General features: G+C 61.4%; 20 protein-coding genes and 3 pseudogenes. 16 read left to right on the top strand and 7 right to left on the bottom strand.

Translation table 11 applies throughout. The annotated features are described in order from the left end of the window. Positions 1 to 2 precede the first annotated feature (2 nt). Both B5M41_RS23960 and B5M41_RS23955 read right to left on the bottom strand, forming a co-directional pair. Positions 3 to 422, bottom strand: coding sequence for a carboxymuconolactone decarboxylase family protein (locus B5M41_RS23960; protein ID WP_134652486.1), 420 nt, complete (start codon positions 420 to 422; stop codon positions 3 to 5). Then, a complete protein-coding gene (locus tag B5M41_RS23955) occupies positions 358 to 786 on the bottom strand; it encodes a MerR family transcriptional regulator (protein ID WP_134652484.1) in 429 nt (142 codons plus the stop codon). Before B5M41_RS23955 ends, B5M41_RS23960 begins: the two co-directional genes overlap by 65 nt. A gap of 523 nt (positions 787 to 1309) precedes the next feature. Between B5M41_RS23955 and B5M41_RS23950 the strand changes: the two genes are divergently transcribed. The 9 genes and pseudogenes from B5M41_RS23950 (at position 1310) to B5M41_RS27225 (ending at position 11753) form a co-directional block, all read left to right on the top strand. Continuing rightward, positions 1310 to 2209, top strand: coding sequence for a ferric iron reductase (locus B5M41_RS23950; protein ID WP_134652482.1), 900 nt, complete (start codon positions 1310 to 1312; stop codon positions 2207 to 2209). 138 nt (positions 2210 to 2347) lie between these two features. Continuing rightward, a complete protein-coding gene (locus tag B5M41_RS23945) occupies positions 2348 to 2839 on the top strand; it encodes an RNA polymerase sigma factor (protein WP_134652480.1) in 492 nt (163 codons plus the stop codon). A 99-nt stretch (positions 2840 to 2938) separates the two neighbouring features. Continuing rightward, on the top strand, positions 2939 to 3934 hold the full coding sequence (locus tag B5M41_RS23940; protein WP_134652478.1) for a FecR family protein: 996 nt from the start codon (positions 2939 to 2941) through the stop codon (positions 3932 to 3934). Positions 3935 to 4090: 156 nt separating this feature from the next. Next, complete coding sequence (locus B5M41_RS23935; protein WP_134652476.1) at positions 4091 to 6508, top strand: TonB-dependent receptor; 2418 nt, start codon at positions 4091 to 4093, stop codon at positions 6506 to 6508. Between the two features lie 188 nt (positions 6509 to 6696). Beyond that, the gene (locus tag B5M41_RS23930) at positions 6697 to 7500 is read left to right on the top strand and encodes an iron-siderophore ABC transporter substrate-binding protein (protein ID WP_230640324.1); all 804 of its coding nucleotides are present in this window, start codon (positions 6697 to 6699) and stop codon (positions 7498 to 7500) included. Further along, a complete protein-coding gene (locus B5M41_RS23925) occupies positions 7497 to 8513 on the top strand; it encodes a FecCD family ABC transporter permease (RefSeq protein WP_134652472.1) in 1017 nt (338 codons plus the stop codon). Before B5M41_RS23930 ends, B5M41_RS23925 begins: the two co-directional genes overlap by 4 nt. Continuing rightward, positions 8510 to 9499 (top strand): FecCD family ABC transporter permease, encoded by a 990-nt coding sequence (locus tag B5M41_RS23920; RefSeq protein ID WP_134652470.1) that lies wholly within the window; start codon positions 8510 to 8512, stop codon positions 9497 to 9499. Before B5M41_RS23925 ends, B5M41_RS23920 begins: the two co-directional genes overlap by 4 nt. Positions 9500 to 9557: 58 nt before the next feature. Further along, complete coding sequence (locus tag B5M41_RS23915) at positions 9558 to 10280, top strand: ABC transporter ATP-binding protein (RefSeq protein ID WP_230640323.1); 723 nt, start codon at positions 9558 to 9560, stop codon at positions 10278 to 10280. A gap of 447 nt (positions 10281 to 10727) precedes the next feature. Further along, a pseudogene (locus B5M41_RS27225) lies at positions 10728 to 11753 on the top strand (IS110 family RNA-guided transposase). Between the two features lie 12 nt (positions 11754 to 11765). Here the strand turns inward: B5M41_RS27225 and B5M41_RS23905 are convergent. The 4 genes from B5M41_RS23905 to B5M41_RS27055 all read right to left on the bottom strand — a co-directional run bounded on the left by B5M41_RS23905 (position 11766) and on the right by B5M41_RS27055 (position 13564). Continuing rightward, positions 11766 to 12428, bottom strand: a complete 663-nt coding sequence (locus B5M41_RS23905) for an MFS transporter (RefSeq protein ID WP_209020909.1) — start codon at positions 12426 to 12428, stop codon at positions 11766 to 11768. Between the two features lie 3 nt (positions 12429 to 12431). Beyond that, on the bottom strand, positions 12432 to 12830 hold the full coding sequence (locus tag B5M41_RS27065; RefSeq protein WP_230640329.1) for an HlyD family secretion protein: 399 nt from the start codon (positions 12828 to 12830) through the stop codon (positions 12432 to 12434). Positions 12831 to 12918: 88 nt separating this feature from the next. Beyond that, a complete protein-coding gene (locus B5M41_RS27060) occupies positions 12919 to 13299 on the bottom strand; it encodes an HlyD family secretion protein (RefSeq protein WP_230640322.1) in 381 nt (126 codons plus the stop codon). Further along, the gene (locus B5M41_RS27055; RefSeq protein WP_230640321.1) at positions 13223 to 13564 is read right to left on the bottom strand and encodes a hypothetical protein; all 342 of its coding nucleotides are present in this window, start codon (positions 13562 to 13564) and stop codon (positions 13223 to 13225) included. The genes B5M41_RS27060 and B5M41_RS27055 overlap by 77 nt, the downstream gene beginning before the upstream one ends. A 215-nt stretch (positions 13565 to 13779) precedes the next feature. Between B5M41_RS27055 and B5M41_RS27180 the strand changes: the two are divergent. Both B5M41_RS27180 and B5M41_RS23885 read left to right on the top strand, forming a co-directional pair. Beyond that, a pseudogene (locus B5M41_RS27180) lies at positions 13780 to 13875 on the top strand (helix-turn-helix domain-containing protein); the annotation flags it as partial. An 18-nt stretch (positions 13876 to 13893) separates the two neighbouring features. Next, positions 13894 to 14574: a LysR family substrate-binding domain-containing protein gene (locus B5M41_RS23885; protein ID WP_167719450.1), complete on the top strand. Its 681-nt coding sequence runs from the start codon at positions 13894 to 13896 to the stop codon at positions 14572 to 14574. 138 nt (positions 14575 to 14712) lie between these two features. Here the strand turns inward: B5M41_RS23885 and B5M41_RS23880 are convergent, their stop codons facing one another. After that, a complete protein-coding gene (locus tag B5M41_RS23880) occupies positions 14713 to 15450 on the bottom strand; it encodes a GntR family transcriptional regulator (protein WP_134652464.1) in 738 nt (245 codons plus the stop codon). 135 nt (positions 15451 to 15585) lie between these two features. On the opposite strand from B5M41_RS23880, the gene B5M41_RS23875 reads away from it, so the two are divergent. From B5M41_RS23875 to B5M41_RS23855, 5 genes and pseudogenes are all read left to right on the top strand, one after another. Then, entirely contained in the window at positions 15586 to 16431 is an 846-nt protein-coding gene (locus B5M41_RS23875) for a carbon-nitrogen hydrolase family protein (RefSeq protein ID WP_134652462.1), read from the top strand. A gap of 18 nt (positions 16432 to 16449) precedes the next feature. After that, entirely contained in the window at positions 16450 to 17667 is a 1218-nt protein-coding gene (gene lhgO, locus B5M41_RS23870) for an L-2-hydroxyglutarate oxidase (RefSeq protein ID WP_134652460.1), read from the top strand. After that, complete coding sequence (locus B5M41_RS23865; RefSeq protein ID WP_134652458.1) at positions 17664 to 18611, top strand: NAD-dependent epimerase/dehydratase family protein; 948 nt, start codon at positions 17664 to 17666, stop codon at positions 18609 to 18611. The genes lhgO and B5M41_RS23865 overlap by 4 nt, the downstream gene beginning before the upstream one ends. Then, entirely contained in the window at positions 18605 to 19669 is a 1065-nt protein-coding gene (locus B5M41_RS23860) for an ABC transporter ATP-binding protein (protein ID WP_134652456.1), read from the top strand. The genes B5M41_RS23865 and B5M41_RS23860 overlap by 7 nt, the downstream gene beginning before the upstream one ends. Positions 19670 to 19888: 219 nt before the next feature. Then, positions 19889 to 20201 (top strand): annotated as a pseudogene (locus B5M41_RS23855) (ABC transporter permease); the annotation flags it as partial.

Genomic DNA, 20201 nt, shown 5'->3' with positions numbered 1-20201 from the left:
CATCATACCGCTTGCTCCTGCTGGACGGGGAACCGGGCGGCGAACACTTCCTTGGCGGCGAACAGTCCGTTGAGCGCCGCCGGGAAGCCGGCATAAACAGCCATCTGTATGATGGTTTCGGTGATTTCGTCCTTGGTCAGCCCGACATTCAGCCCCGCCTCTATATGGACCTTCAATTGCGGGGTCGCGGTTCCCATCGCGGTCAGCGCCGCGATGGTGGCGATCTCGCGGGCGCGCAGATCGAGGCCGGGACGGCTGTAGATGTCGCCAAACGGAAACTCGAAGAGGTAGTTCGCGAATTCGGGGGCAATGTCGGCCAGAGCGGCAACGACATTGTGGCCGGCCGCGCCGTCGATTTCAGCGAGTACCCGCTTGCCGCGTTCCAGCCGGCTTTCGCCGGCGCTTGGGGATTGGTGCGTCATAGTCCTTCATCCTCTGTTCCTTGCCGGCATATCCGGCAATCTTGGTGTCGAGGACGACAAGGCAGGCTTGCAGTTCGGCCACATGGGCGCGGACGCGCTCGCGGTGCTGTTCGAGCAATGCGCTGCGTTCCGCTTCCGTGCCGACGCCGCGCTCCCGCAAGGCTGCATAGTGCAGCATTTCTCGAATAGGCATCCCGGTCGTTTTGAGGCGGTCGAGAAATTCTATCCAGATCAGGATTGATGCGTCGTAGTCACGTTGGCCCGATTGGTCCCTGTCGGCATGGGGAAGCAGCCCGATCCGCTCATAGTAGCGGATGGTATGGGCCGACAGTCCCGAACGCTTCGCCAGTTCGCCAATCTTCATGAACGCCCTTCTTTCGTCACGACGCACGGGAAGGTAAGGGTTAGAGTGCACTCTATGTCAAGGGGTCAAGTGTCGCAGAAATCCTAAGACCCGAGCAGGATCGCGCCAGCAGCAACAATGATGCAGGCGAGAATAGGCGCGCCCTTTCCCGAGCACCAGACGCTGGCGAGAGAGGGAGCGGGCCGTCGCCCGACACCTCCGGCGCGGAAACATCATGCCCAGCCGCCGTGCTGAGAGTCGGTGCTGAGGTCCCTCGACGTGATTTTCGCTGTTTTGCGCGATGATTGGGCCATTTCTCTATAATGACAAAACGCCCGATGATGCACTTCGGCACCGGGGGACGGTGTTGCATCCTGCCGAGTGCCAAACACAAGCCCGCTGCTGCTGTCGTTCGCAGATTTATCCCACGTGAGGGTAACACTCGCCGGCAGACGTTATGCATATGAAACACGTCATGTTGGGAATGGACCTGTCTCACATGCTTTGACATGTTGGGCGCGTTCGATGGCTGGGGCAGGGGTATTTGAGTTTTTCCGATCAGGACCATCATCCACTGGAAGAGGCTTTGGGCGCCCAGTCCCCTTTCTGGTCCGAATTCCGTGTGGAATGCGGGGGCATGGAGGAGAGTTGGACGACGGCGCGTGCGTTTTTCGACGATGCCGCTGCCATCGACGCCTTCATGAATTATGAACGCACGCATCACAGCCATATGGACGACAAGACATGTGCCGCCTTGATGATGATCGATTACTGCTATGTCTTCATGTTGGCGACGATCCCGCTCGTCGCCGCATCGGGTATCGTGCCCGATCTGACGCCTGAACGCATTGCGTTGCGGATGTTCGACGACCGCCATGATCACGACGGCGAGGTTCATGACGTTCGTCGCGCCGATATCCGCTACCTTTCCCAACGTTTTTCGACGGACCGACTGTCTCTTGGTCATCATCCGGATGCGACGCTTCTTCCTGGCCGAGGAGAGCTTTGCGATGCCTTCCGGGTCGCCATCGAAAATCATTTTTCAGCGTTGATCGAGGTCCTGGTGAAAAGGTCCGGCCTAGGCCGCCCTGCTCTGTGGCGGCTGGTTGCCGACGCTGTCGCCGGACGATGGCTGGAGGTCGGCCGACACCTCAACTGCCTCGGTCAGGCGCGGCAAGACGCCATGCGCGTGGTCAAACACACGGGTTCGCCGCTTTATAACAAGCAATTACATTTCTTCGATCTGACGTTGCACGATGATAACCGCAAGCCGATCGGTTCCTGGACGTTTCGGGCAAGGGGTGGCTGCTGTCGGTACTACACCGTTGCGGAGGGCGCGTTGTGTTCGACCTGCGTTCTGAAAAAGCCGGAAATCCGCGACGCCGAGCTGCTCGATACCATGCGCAGACACGTCGCCTTGCTGACGGCCGGACAGCCGACATGAAGATGATGTTTCAGGGCAACAGCGCGTCGGAAAGCTGACTGCATCCGACTTTAAAGATGATTTTTATATTCCACTTTTCGCTGTTATGTGCATGCTTGACGCGTGAATTGGTAGCATGGGCGTTGCATGGCCGACATAGTGACAAGCAGATCCGACGAAATCGAGAGGCTTTACCAGACCGAGCGCCGCCGGCTTGAGCGTATGGTCACGCGTAAGGTCGGCCCGTCACAGGCGTCCGATGTGGTGCAGGAGGTCTTCGCGCGGATCTGGGAGAAGGCCAAGGAACATGTCGTGCTGACGCCCTCCTATCTGAGCCGCTGCGCAAGCAACTCGGCGATCGATCAGCTGCGCGTCGAGAAGCGTCACAAGGCCCTGGCGGACAAGATCACCGCTGACCAATATGCCGCGCCAGTCGCAACGCCGCTCCAGATCGTCGAAGCCAGGGACGGCATCCGTCATCTCGACGACATCATCAGGCGCCTGCCGGAGCGTACCCGCCACGTCTTCCTGCTGAACCGCGTTCATGGCTGCACCTACCAGGAAATTGCCGCCACGATGGGCCTCAGCTACATCATGGTGGAGCGCGAGATGGCGAAAGCCCTGCTTGCCTGCCGGGAAAGCTTCAAATAACGCTTCCAGCATGAGGGTCGGTCGCCTTTCGCTCCGTTATCATCTTGAACGGGAAGATCGACCAGGCGCTTGCCTCCGCTATCTAGGGTAATAACGGCCATGGCAGATAATGAAAAGGCGGCCGGAAACCTGTCGGGTGTCGAAGCGGAAGCCGTCGCCTGGTTCACCCGGATGAACGGCAAGCCTTCGCGGGCCGATCGTGACCACTTCGCGGCGTGGATGAACGCCGATCCGGCACACGGACGCGCCTATGACGACCTTCAGATCCTGTGGTCCTCGGCTGCCGGGCCGGGCGCAGACGTGGCACGTGAGGAGGAACACACACTCTCACGTCATCTGGATAATGTCCGGCGCATGCGTGAGAAGAACACATCAGGCAAGGCCGGAGCGATCATCGGCCTCTGTCTGATGTCCTGTCTGGCGGGGGCGTGGATGTGGCTTGAGAGACCGAACGTGTTTCAGGATCTTCAGGCCGACTATGTCACGGCCCGCGGCGAGCGACGCACGATCGAGCTGAAGGATGGCTCGACGATCCTCCTGGATGCGGACACGGCCATCGATGTCGATATGGGGACGTCGGAAAGACGTGTCCAACTCCTGCGCGGAACCGCATTCTTCACGGTCAAGCGATCCGATATCCCCTTCATCGTGAAGGCCGGGGACGGAGAGGCGAGGGTTCTCGGCACGACCTTCGATGTGGCGGTGCAGGATGACGGCGTGTCGGTGACGCTCGAAAGTGGCAGTCTGCAGGTCACCGGCACTGCGACATCACAGCGTGTGGTCCTCGCGCCTGGAGAAAGTGTCGCCTACAGCGCCTCCGGGATCGGCAGGTCGCAGAAGGTCGATCTTGGAGAGCGCACAGCCTGGCATGATGGGCGTTTCGTGTTCAACAATGCCCGCCTCGTGGACGTCCTCAGGCAGATCGAGCGCTACCGTCCGGGCCGAATTGTGCTTCTTTCCGATACGCTCGCGGAAAGAAGGGTAAGCGGAAGTTTCTCGGTCGATGACCCGGATGCGGCACTTGCGTCCGTTCAGTCACTGGTCGGATTCACGATGAATGATGTTGCGGGCCGCCTCGTCATCGTCAGGCCCTGAACGGCTCTTTTGTCTATGGTGCAAAAAGTTTGAATTTTTCGCTTTTCTGATGAGGGTGGTCCCCGGCGAGCTCCGTTACCTCAACAGGATGACGGCAGACCGATAGAAGGGGATCTGTCGCCATTCCCGAATGATCTGAGGGAATAGGGGCATTTGATGAAGACCGGAAGATTGGGGCGCAACGCGGCTATGCTGCTCGCGACGACAGTGCTTGGCGCAGTAGATGTTGGTCCACTCGCCGTTGGGAGCGCGATGGCGCAGACCGCGACACAGCAGGTCTACAGTTTCGATATTCCGGCAAAACCCATTCGCCACGCCATGAACGATATCGGGCGGATCTCAGGCCTCGCCGTCATATTTGACGAAACGTCTGCGGCGTCGCTGAATGGACGCCCGGTCCGTGGTTCCATGACCGCGTCCGAGGCCGTTTCCGTCCTTTTGTCGGGTACGGATCTCCAGTACCGCTTCACCAACGGCAATACAGTGACCATCGCGAGCACGTCCGCGGCCGTCACGGGTGATACCGCAGCCCTGTCGGGCGATACCGTTCTGGCCCCAATCATGATTTATGGTTCGCGCAATGCGACCACCCTCAATGACACGTCGGCGAGTGTCGGAATCCTGACCGCCGACGAGATTGCCGACAGCCAGGTCCGCAGTATCCGCGACGGCTTCCAGCGCATGGCCAATGTCATGGACGGTGACTGGACCGATGCGGGTTTCGTCATCCGCGGCGTCAACTCGGAGGGGCTTGTTCCGGGCGGCGCGCCGCTTGCGACACTCTATGTCGATGGTGTCCAGCAAACGGTGCGTGGTGCCCGGCGCGGCGCCCGCGGGCTGTTCGACGTCGAACAACTCGAAGTCTATCGGGGTCCGCAGTCGACGCTGTCCGGTCGCGCCTCCATGGCGGGCGCCATCTACGTCAAAACCAAGGATCCCGTATTCGAGCGCGAGGGAGAACTTTCCGGAACGGTCGGCACGGGCAATCTCCATGGCACGGCGTTCATGGTCAACACGCCGCTGGTGGAGGACGTGCTCGCCCTGCGTATCGCCGGGGAGTTCGAGCGCAGCAAGAATGATATCAATTACCCGACATTCGAAAATTACGACCGCTACAGCGATTTCACGCATGACACCTATTATCAGATCCGCGGCAAGGTCCTCTTCCAGCCGGCGGAGATGCCTGAAACGCGCGCTCTGTTGAGCTATTCCTTCTCGCACGATGATCCCTATGTCCGCGACATCGGCGGTCCGGCCGGTTCCCTGGGCTTCAGCTTCGATGAAGAGCGCGGCGATTACCAGATTCCCGCCTATATCGAATACAGGCCAACCCGCGTACACAATGTGGGCTTGGACGTAACTCACGATATCACCGACGAGTTGAAGCTGACGTCGCTATCGGCTTTCAGTTATTCCGACACCGATCGCTTTTCGCCGAACTACGGCACGGCAGGGGAGGTCAACACCTATCACGGCTATTACAAGGAATGGATCGCATCGCAGGAAGTGCGCCTGAACTACTCGGGTGAAAAGTGGAACTGGGTCGGTGGGGTCTACTTCGCCTATGAAGACGAGAAGAACTTCTACGATCGCACAATCCCGCTGACGCCGACGATCGGTCGTAACCAAGTCCAGCACAACACCCAGAAATCGTTCAACGCCGCTATCTTCGGCGAGGCGACCTACGAGTTCGTTCCGACATGGAAGGTCACCGTCGGCGGCCGTCTCGACTACACCGACCAGGACATTACCCAGCATCTCGTCCGCACCCAGCCATTGGGCGGCACGACGACCGTACTCACCGACTATGGCGCGTCGTTCGATGAGGTCAATTTCGTGCCCAAGATCGGCCTTTCGAAGGACCTCACCGACACCCAGACGGTCGGCGTCACCTATTCGCAGGGCTTCCGCACCGGAGGCGCGAGCTACAATTCTGCCAGCGCGACAGCCTATACCTATGAGCCGGAAACGGCTTCGACCTACGAGATCTTCTACAAGGGGAGCTTCCTGGACGAGCGGCTGAAACTGAACTCGAACGTCTTCTTCACCCAATACAGCGACCAGCAGGTCCAGATGCAGCTCGACCCGGCCGACGCGACGACCCGCCGCATCCTCAATGCCGCCTCGTCGGAAGCCTGGGGTTTCGAGATCGAGCCCTCGTTCGAGGTGAACGACAATCTCGAGACCTTCGTCTCGCTCGGCTATGTCCATACCGAGTTCAAGGACTTCAACGATCTGACCTACGGTGACCTTACCGGGCTGCCGTTCCCCGAAGCACCGGAATGGACCGTGGGGCTGGGCGCGCGCTATACGTTCGACAACGGCGTCTTCGTCGGCACAGACGCAAAATACACGTCTCGCTATCTGGCACGGCTCGGCAGCCTGCCGCACGACTATCTGGACAACCGCTGGATCGTGAACATGCAGGCCGGCTACAAGACGGAGCGCTGGGAGATCAACGCTTTCGTGCAGAACCTGCTGGACGAGAAGTACTTCGTCTACAACGACAACAATATCGCTGCCACGCTGGGTGAACGCCGTCGCGTCGGCATGAACCTCAAGGTCAAGTTCTGAGCATGCGGGCTGGAGCGATGCCTTGGCTATCGCTCCAGCCGCGACGTATGGGATTTCACGGCATGAGAACGGCGTTGTGCCTTATCATTTCCGCTCTGGCGATGTTGCTTTCGCTGACGCCAGCGGCTGCGCAATGTCAGGGACGGGCGATATCGGAACACGTCCTCGGAACGCCGGTTTGCGTGCCCATGGCGCCATCCCGCATTGTCGTGCTCGATCCGTTCTACAATCTCGGCATGGGGCTCGAGCTCGGTTTGCCGATTGTCGGCGCGCCGCTGATGACGGCGCAGGATCCAGACCTGCGTAGGGCAGCGGAAAAGGCATCTGTCACGGATATCGGTGACGCAAGGCAACCGAGCCTCGAGCGTATCGTTGCCTTGAAGCCCGATCTGATCATCGGTGACGCCACGTTGCACGCCCAGGTCCGCGGCATGTTCGAAAAGGTCGCGCCGACCGTGCTGATCGATGTCCGGAACTGGAAGGATCATCTGCAGGTCCTGGCGGATATGACCGGCCGCAGGGACACCGCGGCAGAGTTGCTCGCGGGTTATGAAGTCCGGGTCGCGGCCATACGCGCGCGTGTCCCCCATTTTCCGGTCTCCATCCTGCGCATCACGCCGTCAGGGTTCCATGTCTATGTCTCCGGCCCGGCCGCCTATGCACCCTATGCCGTGCTGCGCGAAGCGGGCGTTCAGCGCACGGCTTACGAAACGGTCACCGATAATACCGCCTTCAAGCGTCCAGGCTGGGAGGAGATCGGTCTTCTCGATGGAAAGACACTGCTCTATGTCGTCGTGAGCGGATACGATCAGGCGCCCGACGATGCCCTTGAGGCCGCGACCACCAAAAATCCATTCTGGCAGATGCTGCCGGCCGTACAGGCCGGCCGGGCCTACCGCGTCGATCGCGCCACCTGGATGGGTTTTCACGGGGTTGCCTCCGCCCATCGCGTTCTCGACGACGTCGAACGCTACATCGTGAATGCGCCGTGACAGAGAGGCACGCAGACCCCCTGCGGGCGCTCGGGCTCGCGATCCTGCTTTGCGTCTGCATTCTGGTTGCGGCGCTGGCGATCGGCGCGGGCACGTCGCGGCTTTCGCTGATGACGATTTGCGAGGCAATCTTTGCCTTCGACGGGTCCCGTGATCACCTCGTCGTCACCATGCTCAGGCTTCCGCGTGTGCTGGCCGGTGCCATGGCGGGCGCTGCACTCGCCGTTGCCGGGGCGGTGATGCAGGCCGCGACCGGCAATCCCCTGGCCTCGCCCGGCCTGCTCGGCATCAACGCTGGCGGCGCCTTCGCCGTGGTCGCCGCCATGGCGCTTCAGATGACCGGCTCGATGAGCGACGGCAATGGCCTCATCTGGTACGCCTTCGGTGGTGCGGCCATCGCCGGTTTCGCAGTCCATGCGCTCGGATCACTCGGGCCGGGCGGACCGACATCGCTGAAACTCGTTCTGGCAGGAGCGGTGATCGGCACCTTCCTCACCTCGCTGACCGCGGCCATCCTGATCTTCGATCAGGCGACGCTCGATGCCGTAAGGCTCTGGACCGTCGGGTCGCTGTCGGGGCGAACCATGGGGCAGGTTGTGGCTGTCGCTCCCTACATCGTGACGGGTCTTGCGGCCGCGCTTTTGCTGCGGCGGCAGTTCACGACACTCAGCCTTGGCTCCGACATCTCTGGCGCGCTGGGACAGAGCACGCTGTTGTGGCGCACGATATCAGTGGTCATCGTGGTGCTGCTCGCCGGGAGTGCCGTGGCGCTTGCGGGACCCGTCGGCTTTGTCGGCCTTGTCATGCCGCACATCGCGCGCCTTACGGTCGGGGCCGATTATCGCTGGATCGTGCCTTACAGCGCCATCGGAGGCGCATTGCTGCTGGTTATCGCCGATATGATCGGACGCGGCCTGTTCGCCAATCAGGACTTTCCCGTCGGCGTCACGATGGCGCTGATCGGCGCGCCGTTCTTTCTGTGGCTCGCCCGTTACCGGCTGCGCAGTTCATGACGTCCCGGCACGTGGTCCTGGCTGCCGCGCTCCTGAGCGTTCCAGCCCTTTTGCTCGCCAGTCTGGCTCTCGGCGACCAGACGGTTTCGCGCGCCGATCTTGAAAGCCTTGTCGATGGCAGTGCGACAGAGCAGATCCGCATGATCGTGCTCGATCTGCGTCTGCCGCGTGCGCTGATGGCGCTCACCGCTGGTATGGCGCTGGGCATTGCAGGAGCGATCGCCCAGGCGGTGATGCGCAACCCTCTCGCCGAGCCCGGTATTCTCGGCATCAACGCGGGCGCGGCTTTGGCGGGCGGATTGGTCATCGTCGGCTTGAAGGGCGCGGGGGCAACGCTGTTGCCAGTGGCCGGCTTCGCCGGGGCGACATTGATGGCTGCCGCGGTCTTTGCTCTCTCCTGGCGAAATGGCACCTCGTCGCTGCGCATCGTGCTGATCGGCATCGCGCTCGGCTCGCTTGCTGGCGCCGGAAGCAGTTTCCTCATCGCTTTTTCCGACGTAGCGGATGTGCAGCGATTGATGATCTGGCTTTCCGGCAGTGTCTACGCCGCAAGCTGGGAAACATTGCGTCTTCTGGCCGGATGGCTTGTCGTGCCCGTGGCGCTGGCCGGTCTCGCCTTCCGCCAGCTCGATCTCATGCGTTTCGGCGACGATATCGCGGCAAGCCTCGGTCAGCGTGTCAATCTTGGTCGCGCCTTTCTGATCCTGCTGTGCACGGCCATATCGGGTGCGACAGTCGCCGCTTGCGGTCTGATCGGCTTCATCGGCCTGATCGCGCCGCATGTCGCCCGCAAGATGGTGGGGGCCGGCCATGCGCGCATGATACCGGCATCTGCGTTGGTGGGCGGGCTGCTCGTCATGGCGGCCGACCTTATTGGACGGACCGTCATTGCCCCAGCGCAGTTGCCGGCCGGTATCGTCACGGCGCTGATCGGCGCCCCCTTCCTTGGCTATCTTCTCTGGGGACGCCGCCATGCCGCTCAATGACAACGAAGCAGGATCTGGCCTGCGCCTCGACAAGCTGTCACTCGGCTACGGAAGCAGGATGATCGTCGAAGAGCTGGACCTCAAAATCCCGCCGCAGGCGTTCACCGTCCTGCTCGGCCGCAACGGCTCGGGCAAATCGACGGTGTTGAGAGCCTGTGCCGGCCTGCTCAAACCGAAGGCAGGCACTGTCCTGCTCGATGGCAAGCCGCTCGCCAGGTTCACGGCGCGCGAAAGCGCAAGACGCATCGCCATCCTGCCGCAAGGTCCTGTTGCGCCGGAGGGGCTTACGGTATCCGATCTTGTACGCCAGGGGCGATACCCGCATCGAAGTCTGTTTTCGCGCTGGTCCAGAGCGGACGAGGAAGCGGTCAACGAAGCACTCGAACTGACAGGCATGGCGGATCTGCGGGAACAGCCGCTTGAAAACCTCTCCGGCGGCCAGAGACAGCGTGCATGGATTGCGATGTCACTCGCGCAACAGACGGAGATCCTCCTCCTCGACGAACCCACCACGTTCCTGGATCTTGCGCATCAGGCCGAAGTCATGAGCCTCATAACCGCGCTGGTGAAATCCCGTCGGAAAACCGTCGTCGCCGTGCTCCATGACGTCAATCAGGCGGCCCGGCACGCCGATCATATCGTCATGTTCAAGGCGGGAAAACTTGTGCAGCAGGGGCCGCCGAACATCATCATGACGAGAGAGCATGTCCGGCGCGTCTTCGATATCGATCCTGACATCATTCATGACCCGAAGACGAATGCCAAGTTTATCCTGAGCTGACAGGTCAAAGGGACGCAGCCCCGGTATGGTCGCCTGCATGAGCCGATCGCACCCGAAGGGCCGGCTGCGCTATAGCCCTGCCGCCTTGGTGAGATTGACCCGGGAAGCGGTCGCGGCGGCGCTGGTACTTGCGGGTCTGTCAATCGGCGCGGAATGTTGGCTCTGACGCACATTCGATGATCATGCCCGGCATTGTAGCGGGATAACTTCTTGAACCAAAACGACTTTAAGCCTTGCTCGGAGCCGCCGAGCTACAACGCTGCTATAAACTGCCAGCGCGTATGGAAAAGCCGGCAATATCAATTACTTCTTTCATATCGAATGCCGAGAGTATCATCGAATGTGCGTCAGAGCCAATATTCCACACGATGACGTAATTGCTTCCGGCATGCCCCGGTCGCCACTGTGGTGGCATACTGGTCCCAGTATCAACGGGAGGACATCACGATGAAACAGTATGTCGGATTGGACGTCTCACAGAAGGAGACTTCCGTTTGTGTCGTTGACGAGAACGGCCGGCTGATCTTCGAGGGCCGGGCAAAGTCGGATCCTGGAGCCTTGGCTGCCCTGCTGGCGAAGAAGGCTCCCGATGCGGAACGAGTTGGCTTCGAGACCGGTGCTATGTCGAGCTGGCTCTGGCATGAATTGAAGCGGACCGGCGTGCCGGTGGTCTGCATCGACGCGCGACACGCCCACGCTGTGTTATCGGTCCGAATGAACAAAAGCGATGAGAACGACGCGCGTGGCTTGGCCGAGCTCGTTCGCGTCGGATGGTATCGCGAGGTTGCGGTGAAGAGCGAGGCCAGCCAACAGGTTCGTTCACTGCTGGTTGCGCGGTCCCGGCTTGTGACGGTGCGACGTGATCTCGAGAATCAGATCCGATCGATGTTGAAAGAATGCGGGTTGCTGTTCTCTCGCGCCATCGCAGGACAATTCTAGCGATGCGTCACCGAATTGACCTGGGACGGCCACGCGCTCTGGCCGGTCTTGCTACCACTGCTTTCCGTGCATGGGCATGTTTGTCGAGAACTTGCGGGTTTAGACCGCCAGGTCCGACTGATGGCTCGAGCAGACGACACGACCAAGCGGCTTATGACCGTGCTGGGCATCGGCGTGGTGACGGCACTGACCTTCCGCCATACCATCGACGACCCGTCTCGCTTTCGAAGCGCAACCTCCGTGGGAGCCTATTTGGATCTGACGCCACGCCGCAAGCAATCGGGTGAAACGGACACTGTCGGTCAGGTCTCGCGATGGGGAGATCGCCTGCTGCGAACTTTTCTCTTTGAGGCTGCCAGCGTGCTGCTCCATCGGACAAAGCGGTGGTGCGCGTTGAAGGCCTGGGGGCTGCGGTTGGCGAAACGCAATGGCATGAAAAAAGCGCAGGTGGCAGTCGCCCGAAAATTGGCCGTTATCCTGCACTGCATCTGGGTCGATGGGACCTCATTCCAGTGGAGCAACGAACCAGCCTGATCCCTTACCTACCTAGACCAAAACCGCAGGGCTGAATTGGGCCTGTGATGTCCCGCCGGGACGGTGGTTGTGGTGACCTCGTTGTTTCGGCTGCTGGCGGTTGCGACCGCACAGCGCTCCACACGTTGAGGCATCCGACCCGAACATCATCATGAGGCCATGACCTCGAAAAGGACCATGACCCCGGCACGGACAAAACAGACTTGACTGAGTCCCGCAATTAAAGGGCCGAAACACAATCCCGGTGATCCACCATTTCATCGGCAGGTTGCGCAGGATGATCATCAAGGTGGCGGGCACGAAGATGCCGAGCAGCAAGCCATGGACGACATGCAGCAGGACAAGGGCAGTAAAGCCGGAGGTCGTCGGAATGAGGGCGGAGGTCAGGGCGTAGAGGAGGGCTGCCGGAACGAGGATCCGGCGTACGCCGAATGTCGCAACGAGCCAGCCAACGGCCGGGGCGATGAGAAGCTGCGGCGCGTTGGCAAAGGTGTTGAGCCAGGCGCCCTCATCGAAGCTCAGGCCGAAAGCCGCCCTGAGGTCCAGGCCCAGCCCGAACAGGCGGCTGTGGAAGGACACCATATAAGGACCGACCAGAACAGCGGCCACTGCCAAAATAGGGTGATGCGTTTGCCGCCCGATGAAGTGCAATGACAGTCGCAGGATCTCGGCCATGGTTTAGCGTCCCGCCGGCGCAACCGATACGGAGACGACCGCCGACATGCCTGCGCGCAGGTGGGCGAAAACCTCTGGCGGATTGAAGTCGATGCGAACGGGAACGCGCTGGACGACCTTCGTGAAGTTGCCGGTCGCATTATCAGCCGGAAGAAGCGCAAACTGCGATCCGGATGCAGGAGAAAGGCGCGATACCTTGCCGTGGAAGGTCTCGCCCGGCAGTGAATCGACCGTGATGGTAACGGCTTGGCCCTCACGCATTCGCGACAGCTGCGTCTCCTTGAAATTTGCCGTCAGATAGACATTTGGAAGCGGAACGATCGAGATCGCGTTCGTGCCCGTGGTCACATAGTCGCCGACATGCACTTGCCTCTCGCTGACGACGCCATCGAACGGCGCGATGATCGTCGTATGAGAGAGCGCGAGCTCTGCACACTTTAGGCCTGCTTTGGCAGACTGGACATTGGCGGAAAGCTGAGCGCGCTGGCCGTCAGTATATTTGCAGCTGTGCCTTTGCCCAGAGAACCGCTGCCTGCGCTGCTCCGAGGCTTGCGACCGTCGTCTGCACCTTGGCTTCGGCCTCGTCCTTGTTCTGCTGGATACCCGCGCCACGATCAATCAGCAATCTCTGGCGGGCGGCCTCGGTCTTTGCCAGATCGGCATTGGCTCTGGTGACCGTGGCCTGTGCCTCTGCCTGCTGGATGGCGGCCTTTTCCAGATTTTCCTGGTTCGTCAGGTTATCAAGCTGGGCAAGGGCTGAATCGAGCGACGCCTTGGCCTGATCGCGCTTGGCTTCATAATCGGAAGGATCGATCTGGAGGATAATGTCGCCCTTCTTCACACGATCGAAGTCGTTGACCTTGATCGACACGACATTGCCAGCGGCGCGCGCTCAGGTGGCTGAGATCCGCGCGAATATAGGCATTGTCGGTCGTCTGCACATCCGCGCCCGCCGTCCATTGGTCGAAGCTCTGCGTACTGATGCCGACGAGAACGCAGACGGCGCCGATCACGACCAGCGGCACGAGGAACTTGGCATATTCGCGCGGCGGGCGAGGCGGTGCTGCCGCCTCAGGCGCGGGAGCGACGGTAGGTGCATTGGCGGCGATAGGTTGAGGCGACGTCTTCTGGAGCATGTTCTTTCCTTTTAGACGCGACGTTAAGCACGATAGTCGATATCACTTCCAATAGGTCTGAAATTCACATTGATCACTATTGGTGATTACCCGAGGTTGGGTTCAGTGCAGCAGACATCTCGAAGTGCCCGCAGGACAATCGAATTGAGGCATCTCCGCTATTTCGTTGCGGTGGCTGAGGAACTGCATTTCGGTCGCGCGGCCGCCCGTTCAACATCGTCCAGCCGGCGCCGACGGCGCAGATCAAGGCGCTGGAAGCCATTCTAGGCGTTGAACTGCTTGCGCGCTCGAAGCGGCTTGTCGAACTGACCGAAGCGGGCAGGGAGTTCTTGAGGAAGAGCCATTCCGCCATCGCGCAGGTGGAGGCTGCTGTCGATACGGCGGTCGATATCGGGCGCGGCGCTGCCGGGTCGATCCGTATCGGCTACGGCGCCAATGCGGCGATCACCGGCATGATCTCCACGTCGATCCGCCGCTTCAGGGCGGAGTGGCCGGGGGTGAGCCTCAGCCTGAAGGAAATGCCGAGCAACAGCGTGCAGGACGCACTGATCTCAGGCGAGGTGGATATCGGCTATGCGGTCGCGACCGATGTTCGCATCACGGGGGCCAATTCCAAGCGGATCGGCCAGTGGCATTGGATGCTGGCGCTGGCCGATGATCATCCTCTCTCCGGCCAGGGCGCCATCAGTGTCGCGCAAGTCCTTGCGGAGAGTTTTGCGGTCTACGCGGAGGCTGACGGGCGCTCCACCACGGTCGGGGTTATGAGTTCGATACCCGATATGGCGCCGGGCCATATTCACCGGACAAGCCATGTAACCGGGCTCATGGCCTACGTCGCTTCGGGCCTCGGAATCTCCTTTGTCCCGGCTTCGATGAGCGTCATGAACTTTCCAGGCGTGGTCTTCAGGCCACTGGCGGAAGCGCTGCCGCCGATGGAGATGTACATATTCTGGCGCAGCGATGCCGGCCCGGCTGCACGCAACTATGTGGGCTTGCTGGACGCCACGTGAGTATCCGGCGGGGCCTGTTGCTGTTGACGAGTCTTGGGCGCGATCATCCCGGTCGATGCCGGCGCTAAGGCGCGCAGCGTCGGCATGCCATTTCCGAAGTGGCGGGCCTGGCCGTCCAGCTTCGATACGATCACCAATCTACTTGAGTATGCCCGACGTGGTCATGGTCAGGATATCGATGAATAGCGGCTCGAACTGCTTGCCGACCTCGGCATCGCCGGCTTCCTTCGATACCAGCGCCCGGCTGCTGATCAGCAGGTGATCGCGCATGGCGTTGGCTGCGCCATCCGGATCCTTCTGGGCGATGGCGTCGAAAATGCGCACATGGTCGTCGATGATCTCTTCCATGCCGCGGGTGAAGCCGCCCGAAGTGCCGTCGGCAATCATTTGCTGGTCGAACAGATTGTCGAGGATGGCGCCGAGCCTGCGGCTGCCGGCCATCGCCGCGATCTGCTTGTGGAAACGCGCGTCCGGCTCGAGATGGGCGCGCGCATTGCTGCGTTCGAGCCGATAGGCTTCGGTCAATTCGTTCAGGTGCGTCTGCAGCTTCTTAATGGCGGCGGCTTCAGGCCGCCGGGCGGCGCGATGCGCTGCCGGGATCTCCAGGATGAAACGAAGCGAAAACAGTTCTTCCAGATCATGAACCGTGGTTTCGAGGATGCGGGCGCCGCGATTGCGTTCGAAGCTCACCATGCCCTGTTCCTCGAGCTTCAACAGCGCTTCGCGTACCGGCGTGCGCGACACGTTCAGCCGTTCGGAAATGTCGTTGACCGAATGCAGGCTGCCGGGCGTCAACTCGCCGACGACGATGGCGTTTCGGACGACCTCATAGACGTGGGTCGCGAGGCTTTTGCGACCGATATTACCAAGTTCCATGATGTTCCTTCCCAGGGGCGGATGGCCCCGTCTGTAGAAGACAAACTTGCCTCTCAAAATCAAGGTGCCGGTGCTTGATGCCCTCCACGCGTAAAATTTGAGAAAACAGACGTTGACTGCGTGGTGGAGTGTGACATGTTACATGCTACTAAGAACGAGGACGAGAGAAAAGTGCGTATTGCAGCGATCCAATGTGCGGTAAGCGAAGGCCAGACGGCGGCGAATGTGGCAGCGGCGGCCGATTGGATCGCCAAGGCTGCCGATCAAGACTGCCAGCTTGCGGTTCTGCCGGAATGCTCGTTGACGGGCTACGGCTTTGACAGCCGTGCCGCACTTGAACGGGTTGCCATTCGGCTCGATGGTCCCGAAGTGCGGGCAATCCTTGCCATATGTGCGGCCCGGCAGATCCACGCGATTGTCGGCTTCTTCGAGGCAAGGGACGGCAAGATCTTCAATTCGGCCGCGTTGATCGGCCCGCAGGGCATTGCCGGCGTGCATCGCAAGGCGCATCTGCCCTATCTCGGCGGTGACCGCTATGCCGATCGCCCTGAGGAGGTGTCGGCTTCCGCCTTCGCTACCGAGATCGGTGTCATCGGCATCTCGATCTGCTACGAGATCCGCTTTCCCGAGGCGATGCGGACCTTGGCGCTGAACGGGGCCGAAATCATCGCCCTGCCCACCAACTGGCCGGTGCAGTCGTCGATCCTGGCCGATCACTTCACCAGGGTGCGCGCGGCAGAAAATATGGTCTACTTCGTCGCCGCCAACCGCAATGACAGCGCCGCCGGAACGGATTATCTCGGCCATTCGCAGATCGTCGATCCGAAGGGTGTCGTGATGGCGCATCTCACGGGCGAGACCGGCCTCATCACCGCCGATGTCGACCTCGAGATCGCCCGCAGCAAGAAGATCGTCGTCGAGGAGGGAAGGTTCGAGCTAAACCTCTTCGCCGACCGCCGCCCCGAAGCCTATCGGCTCTGAGCGGACGAGAGGGGCGCAATGTACGATTATTGTGTCATCGGAGCGGGCATTGTCGGACTGGCGACGGCGCTGGAAATCTCCCGCCTGAAGCCCGATGCCAAGATTGTCGTGCTCGACAAGGAGGCCGGCCCGGCGATGCATCAGACCGGCCACAACAGCGGCGTCATCCATAGCGGCCTTTACTACAAGCCGGGCAGCCTGAAGGCCAGGCTCTGCCGCGAGGGTGCCATGGCGATGAAGGCCTTTTGTATCGAAAACGCTGTGCCCTATCGGGAGATCGGCAAGCTGATCGTGGCGACCAATCCGGTCGAGGTCAAGCGGATGCAGGCGCTGCGCCGCAATGCTGCCGAAAACGGCATCGCCGCGCAGGAAATCGGCGCTGGCGAATTGCGCGAACTGGAGCCGAATATCGAAGGCCTGGCGGCGCTCCGGATCGGCGAAAGCGCCATCGTCAGCTACCGCCGCGTCTGCGAGGTGATGGTCGGTAAGCTGGCTAACGCTGGCGTCAGGATCGAGTTTGGTTCCGCCGTGCGCACCATCGTTGAGAGCAGTCGTGATGTCGCGATCGAAACCGATAAGGGTAGGGTAACCTGCCGTTGGCTGATTGCCTGCGCGGGCCTACAGGCCGACCGGATCGCGGCCATAGCCGGAGTGGCGCTTGAGCATCGGATCGTGCCGTTCCGCGGCGAATATTTCGACGTGGTACGGCCGGACAGCGCGACGCTGGTCAATCACATGATTTATCCGGTGCCGGATCCGGCACTGCCCTTTCTTGGCATACACCTGACACCGATGATCGACGGCCGGCTGACGGTCGGGCCGAATGCGGTCTTGTCACTGGCGCGCGAATCCTATGCCGGCAACTGGCCAAGCCTGCACGACATGGCCGCCTACGCCTCCTTTCCCGGTTTCTGGAAGATGCTGCGCGCCAATCTGTCGTCGGGCATCCGGGAGGCGAGAAGCTCGCTGTTTCGCGGCCACTACCTGCAGGAATGCCGCAAATATTGTCCGTCGCTGCAACTCAGCGACCTCAAACCCTATCCGCCGGGTATCCGGGCGCAGGCCGTGTCGCGCGACGGTGCGCTGGTGCATGATTTTCTATTCAAGCGGACATCGCGCAGCCTGCATGTCCTCAACGCCCCGTCGCCGGCGGCGACCTCGTCGATCCCGATCGGCCGCATAATCGCCGAAACGCTCGGCATTGCCGGGTCGAACCGTGATGGAGCACCGGCATGAGCCTGCCATCGACCCCGCGACCTCACGTACTCGTCACCGGCGCTAGCGGGCTGGTCGGTGGCGCCGTCGTCCGGCAATTGCGCGACCGGGGCCAGGCCATGACCGCGATCGACAAGTTTGCCGGTGCAGTCGCCGGTGTGCCGGTGATCGATTGCGACCTGCGCGACATTCATCGCCTGCATGCGATCGCGGGCGGCGCCGGTACAAACGCCATCGTCCATTGCGGCGGCTATTCCGGCCCGATGGTCGGCCGCGAAAATCCTTATGACATGATCGCCGTCAACGTTACCGGCACAGCCAACCTGCTGGAACTGGCGCGGATCGGCGCTTACGGCCGCTTCGTCTATTGTTCGTCGATGAGCGTCTATGGATCGACCACGGCAGGGCCGGTTGGCGAAATATCGCCGCTGTCGCCCTCGACGGTCTATGGCGCCACCAAGCTCGCCGCCGAGCAGCTGGTGCTGGCCTATGCTCGCGAACATGGCGTCGATGCCGCGGCCCTCAGGCTGTCCTGGATCTATGGTCCCGATCGCAGCACCGCTTGTATTCTCAGGCGGATGATCGACGACGCGTTCGAGGCCAGACCGACGCGCCAGGATTGGGGTGCCGATTTTCCAAGACAATATATTCATGCCGACGATGCCGCCCGCGCCGTGCTGGCGGCGCTGGACGCGCCGGCGCTCGAAAGCCGCCTCTACAACATCACCGGCGAGAGCCTCGTCACGCTCGGCGATGTTGCCGCGCTGGTGAGGGAGATCCTGCCGGCCGCCGATATCGCCTTGGCGCCGGGCGCGGCGCCCAACGACGATTATCACCACCAGTTCGACACTACCGCCGCCCGCCGCGATCTGGGGTTCCTGCCGAAAATTCCGCTGCGCCGCGGCGTCGAGACCATGGTCGCCGAATTGCGCCGCCGTGCCGAAAAGGATGTTCGCCCATGCTGACGCTATCCAAAGTCACCAAGACCTATAATGGCGAGCCTGCCCTTGACGGGATCGATCTCTCCTTGCCCGAGGACTGCTATGTCTCTCTGCTTGGCCCGTCGGGTTCGGGCAAGACGACGCTTCTGCGGGTGATCGCCGGCTTCGAGACGCCTGAGGCCGGCACGATCCGTTTCGGCGGCAAGGTGATCAACGCTGTGTCGCCGCATGGGCGCGGCATCGGCTTCGTCTTCCAGAATTTCGCGCTGTTTCCGCATCTGTCGGTCGAGGAGAACATCGCCTTCGGCTTGCTCAATCGCAAGCACGAGCCGGTCACCGATCGCAAGGTGGTGGATGCCAGGGTCCGCGACATGATCGCGCTGGTCGGCCTAACCGGGCTCGAAGACCGGGCGACGACGCAGATTTCCGGCGGCCAGAAGCAGCGCGTGGCGCTTGCCCGCACGCTGGTCACTGAGCCGAAGATGGTGTTGCTCGACGAGCCGCTCGGCGCGCTCGACGCCAATCTGCGTTCGCGGATGCGCTCCGAACTGCGCGCCATCCGCGAGCGCTGCGGCGTCACCTTCCTGCATGTGACAGGCTCGGAAACCGAGGCGCTGGCCATGGGCGACACCGTGCTGGTACTCGTCGCTAAGAAGATTGCCCAGCAGGGCGATGCCGACACGATCTACAATCGCCCAAATTCGCCGGCCGTGGCCCGCTTCCTCAATTGCTACAATCTGTTCGGCGGCAGGCTGAGCGACGGCGTGTTTTCCAGCGCCGCCGGTCCGCTGCCGGTCGGCAAGTTCTCCCAGCCCTCGGCGCAATCTGCCTATGCCATCCGCTACGACCGCATCGCCATCCGCTCGCGCGAGGCGGTGGCCGGCACCGACGAGGTCCGCATCGAAGGCACGTTCGTCGCCTCGGAATATACCGGTGCGGCGGTCAATTCCTTCTTCCAGCTCGACGACGGCAAGGTGTTCGAGGTGGAGCAGCATCTGAGCCATGCCGCACCCGAAGCGCATCAGCCGCAGAGCCGCTACAGCCTGATCTGGAAGAAGGAGGATGCGCTTGTTTACGGTTGATGTGCGTCATGAAAGACCCCGCCCCAGACCCTTCCTCACAAGGGGGAAGGGCGTAACGTACGGCGTTTTCCATGCCTCGATTGAGCCGGGGAGCCAGCTGCGGGTTCTCTCTCCCTTGTGGGGGAAACTGGCGGGGAGGCCAGAGGAGCACTCTCCCTGGTCGCGCACCGCCACCCTTCCCATCGCCACCCGTCCTCCCAAGACGAAGGAGTTGAACTGATGGCCGCAATCACCGAGACTTCGAGCGAAACCTTGGTCACCCCGCGCGCCTCGCGCCGCGATCTCTGGCTGCTGGCGCCTGGTGCGCTGTGGATGTTGCTCTTCCTGGTCGCGCCCATCCTGATGATGGTCTACGTTTCCTTCTGGACCCAGACCACGTTCAAGATCGAGCCGACGCTGACGCTGAAGAGCTGGGTCACCTTCTTCACGTCGGATACCTATCTCGGCGCGTTGTGGACCACGGTGCGCATCTGGCTCATCGTGCTCGTTTCCACGCTGCTCGTCGGCTATCCGGCGGCACTCTTCGTCGGGC

The organism is Shinella sumterensis, assembly GCF_004514425.2.
Classification (GTDB): Bacteria; Pseudomonadota; Alphaproteobacteria; order Rhizobiales; family Rhizobiaceae; genus Shinella; species Shinella sumterensis.
The sequence above is the reverse complement of the archived record's forward strand: the minus strand, read 5'-3'. Positions and strand labels throughout refer to the sequence as shown.

Excerpts from the sequence above, each read along its gene's own strand:
- B5M41_RS23930 (WP_230640324.1), top strand. The coding sequence starts at position 6,697 with ATGGCGCCATCCCGCATTGTCGTGCTCGATCCGTTCTACAATCTCGGC.
- B5M41_RS23935 (WP_134652476.1), top strand. The coding sequence starts at position 4,091 with ATGAAGACCGGAAGATTGGGGCGCAACGCGGCTATGCTGCTCGCGACG.
- B5M41_RS23865 (WP_134652458.1), top strand. The coding sequence starts at position 17,664 with ATGAGCCTGCCATCGACCCCGCGACCTCACGTACTCGTCACCGGCGCT.
- B5M41_RS23875 (WP_134652462.1), top strand. The coding sequence starts at position 15,586 with ATGTTACATGCTACTAAGAACGAGGACGAGAGAAAAGTGCGTATTGCA.
- B5M41_RS23860 (WP_134652456.1), top strand. The coding sequence starts at position 18,605 with ATGCTGACGCTATCCAAAGTCACCAAGACCTATAATGGCGAGCCTGCC.
- B5M41_RS23915 (WP_230640323.1), top strand. The coding sequence starts at position 9,558 with ATGATCGTCGAAGAGCTGGACCTCAAAATCCCGCCGCAGGCGTTCACC.
- B5M41_RS27055 (WP_230640321.1), bottom strand. The coding sequence starts at position 13,564 with ATGCTCCAGAAGACGTCGCCTCAACCTATCGCCGCCAATGCACCTACC.
- B5M41_RS23960 (WP_134652486.1), bottom strand. The coding sequence starts at position 422 with ATGACGCACCAATCCCCAAGCGCCGGCGAAAGCCGGCTGGAACGCGGC.
- B5M41_RS23920 (WP_134652470.1), top strand. The coding sequence starts at position 8,510 with ATGACGTCCCGGCACGTGGTCCTGGCTGCCGCGCTCCTGAGCGTTCCA.
- lhgO (WP_134652460.1), top strand. The coding sequence starts at position 16,450 with ATGTACGATTATTGTGTCATCGGAGCGGGCATTGTCGGACTGGCGACG.
- B5M41_RS23955 (WP_134652484.1), bottom strand. The coding sequence starts at position 786 with ATGAAGATTGGCGAACTGGCGAAGCGTTCGGGACTGTCGGCCCATACC.
- B5M41_RS23905 (WP_209020909.1), bottom strand. The coding sequence starts at position 12,428 with ATGGCCGAGATCCTGCGACTGTCATTGCACTTCATCGGGCGGCAAACG.
- B5M41_RS23880 (WP_134652464.1), bottom strand. The coding sequence starts at position 15,450 with ATGGAACTTGGTAATATCGGTCGCAAAAGCCTCGCGACCCACGTCTAT.
- B5M41_RS23940 (WP_134652478.1), top strand. The coding sequence starts at position 2,939 with ATGGCAGATAATGAAAAGGCGGCCGGAAACCTGTCGGGTGTCGAAGCG.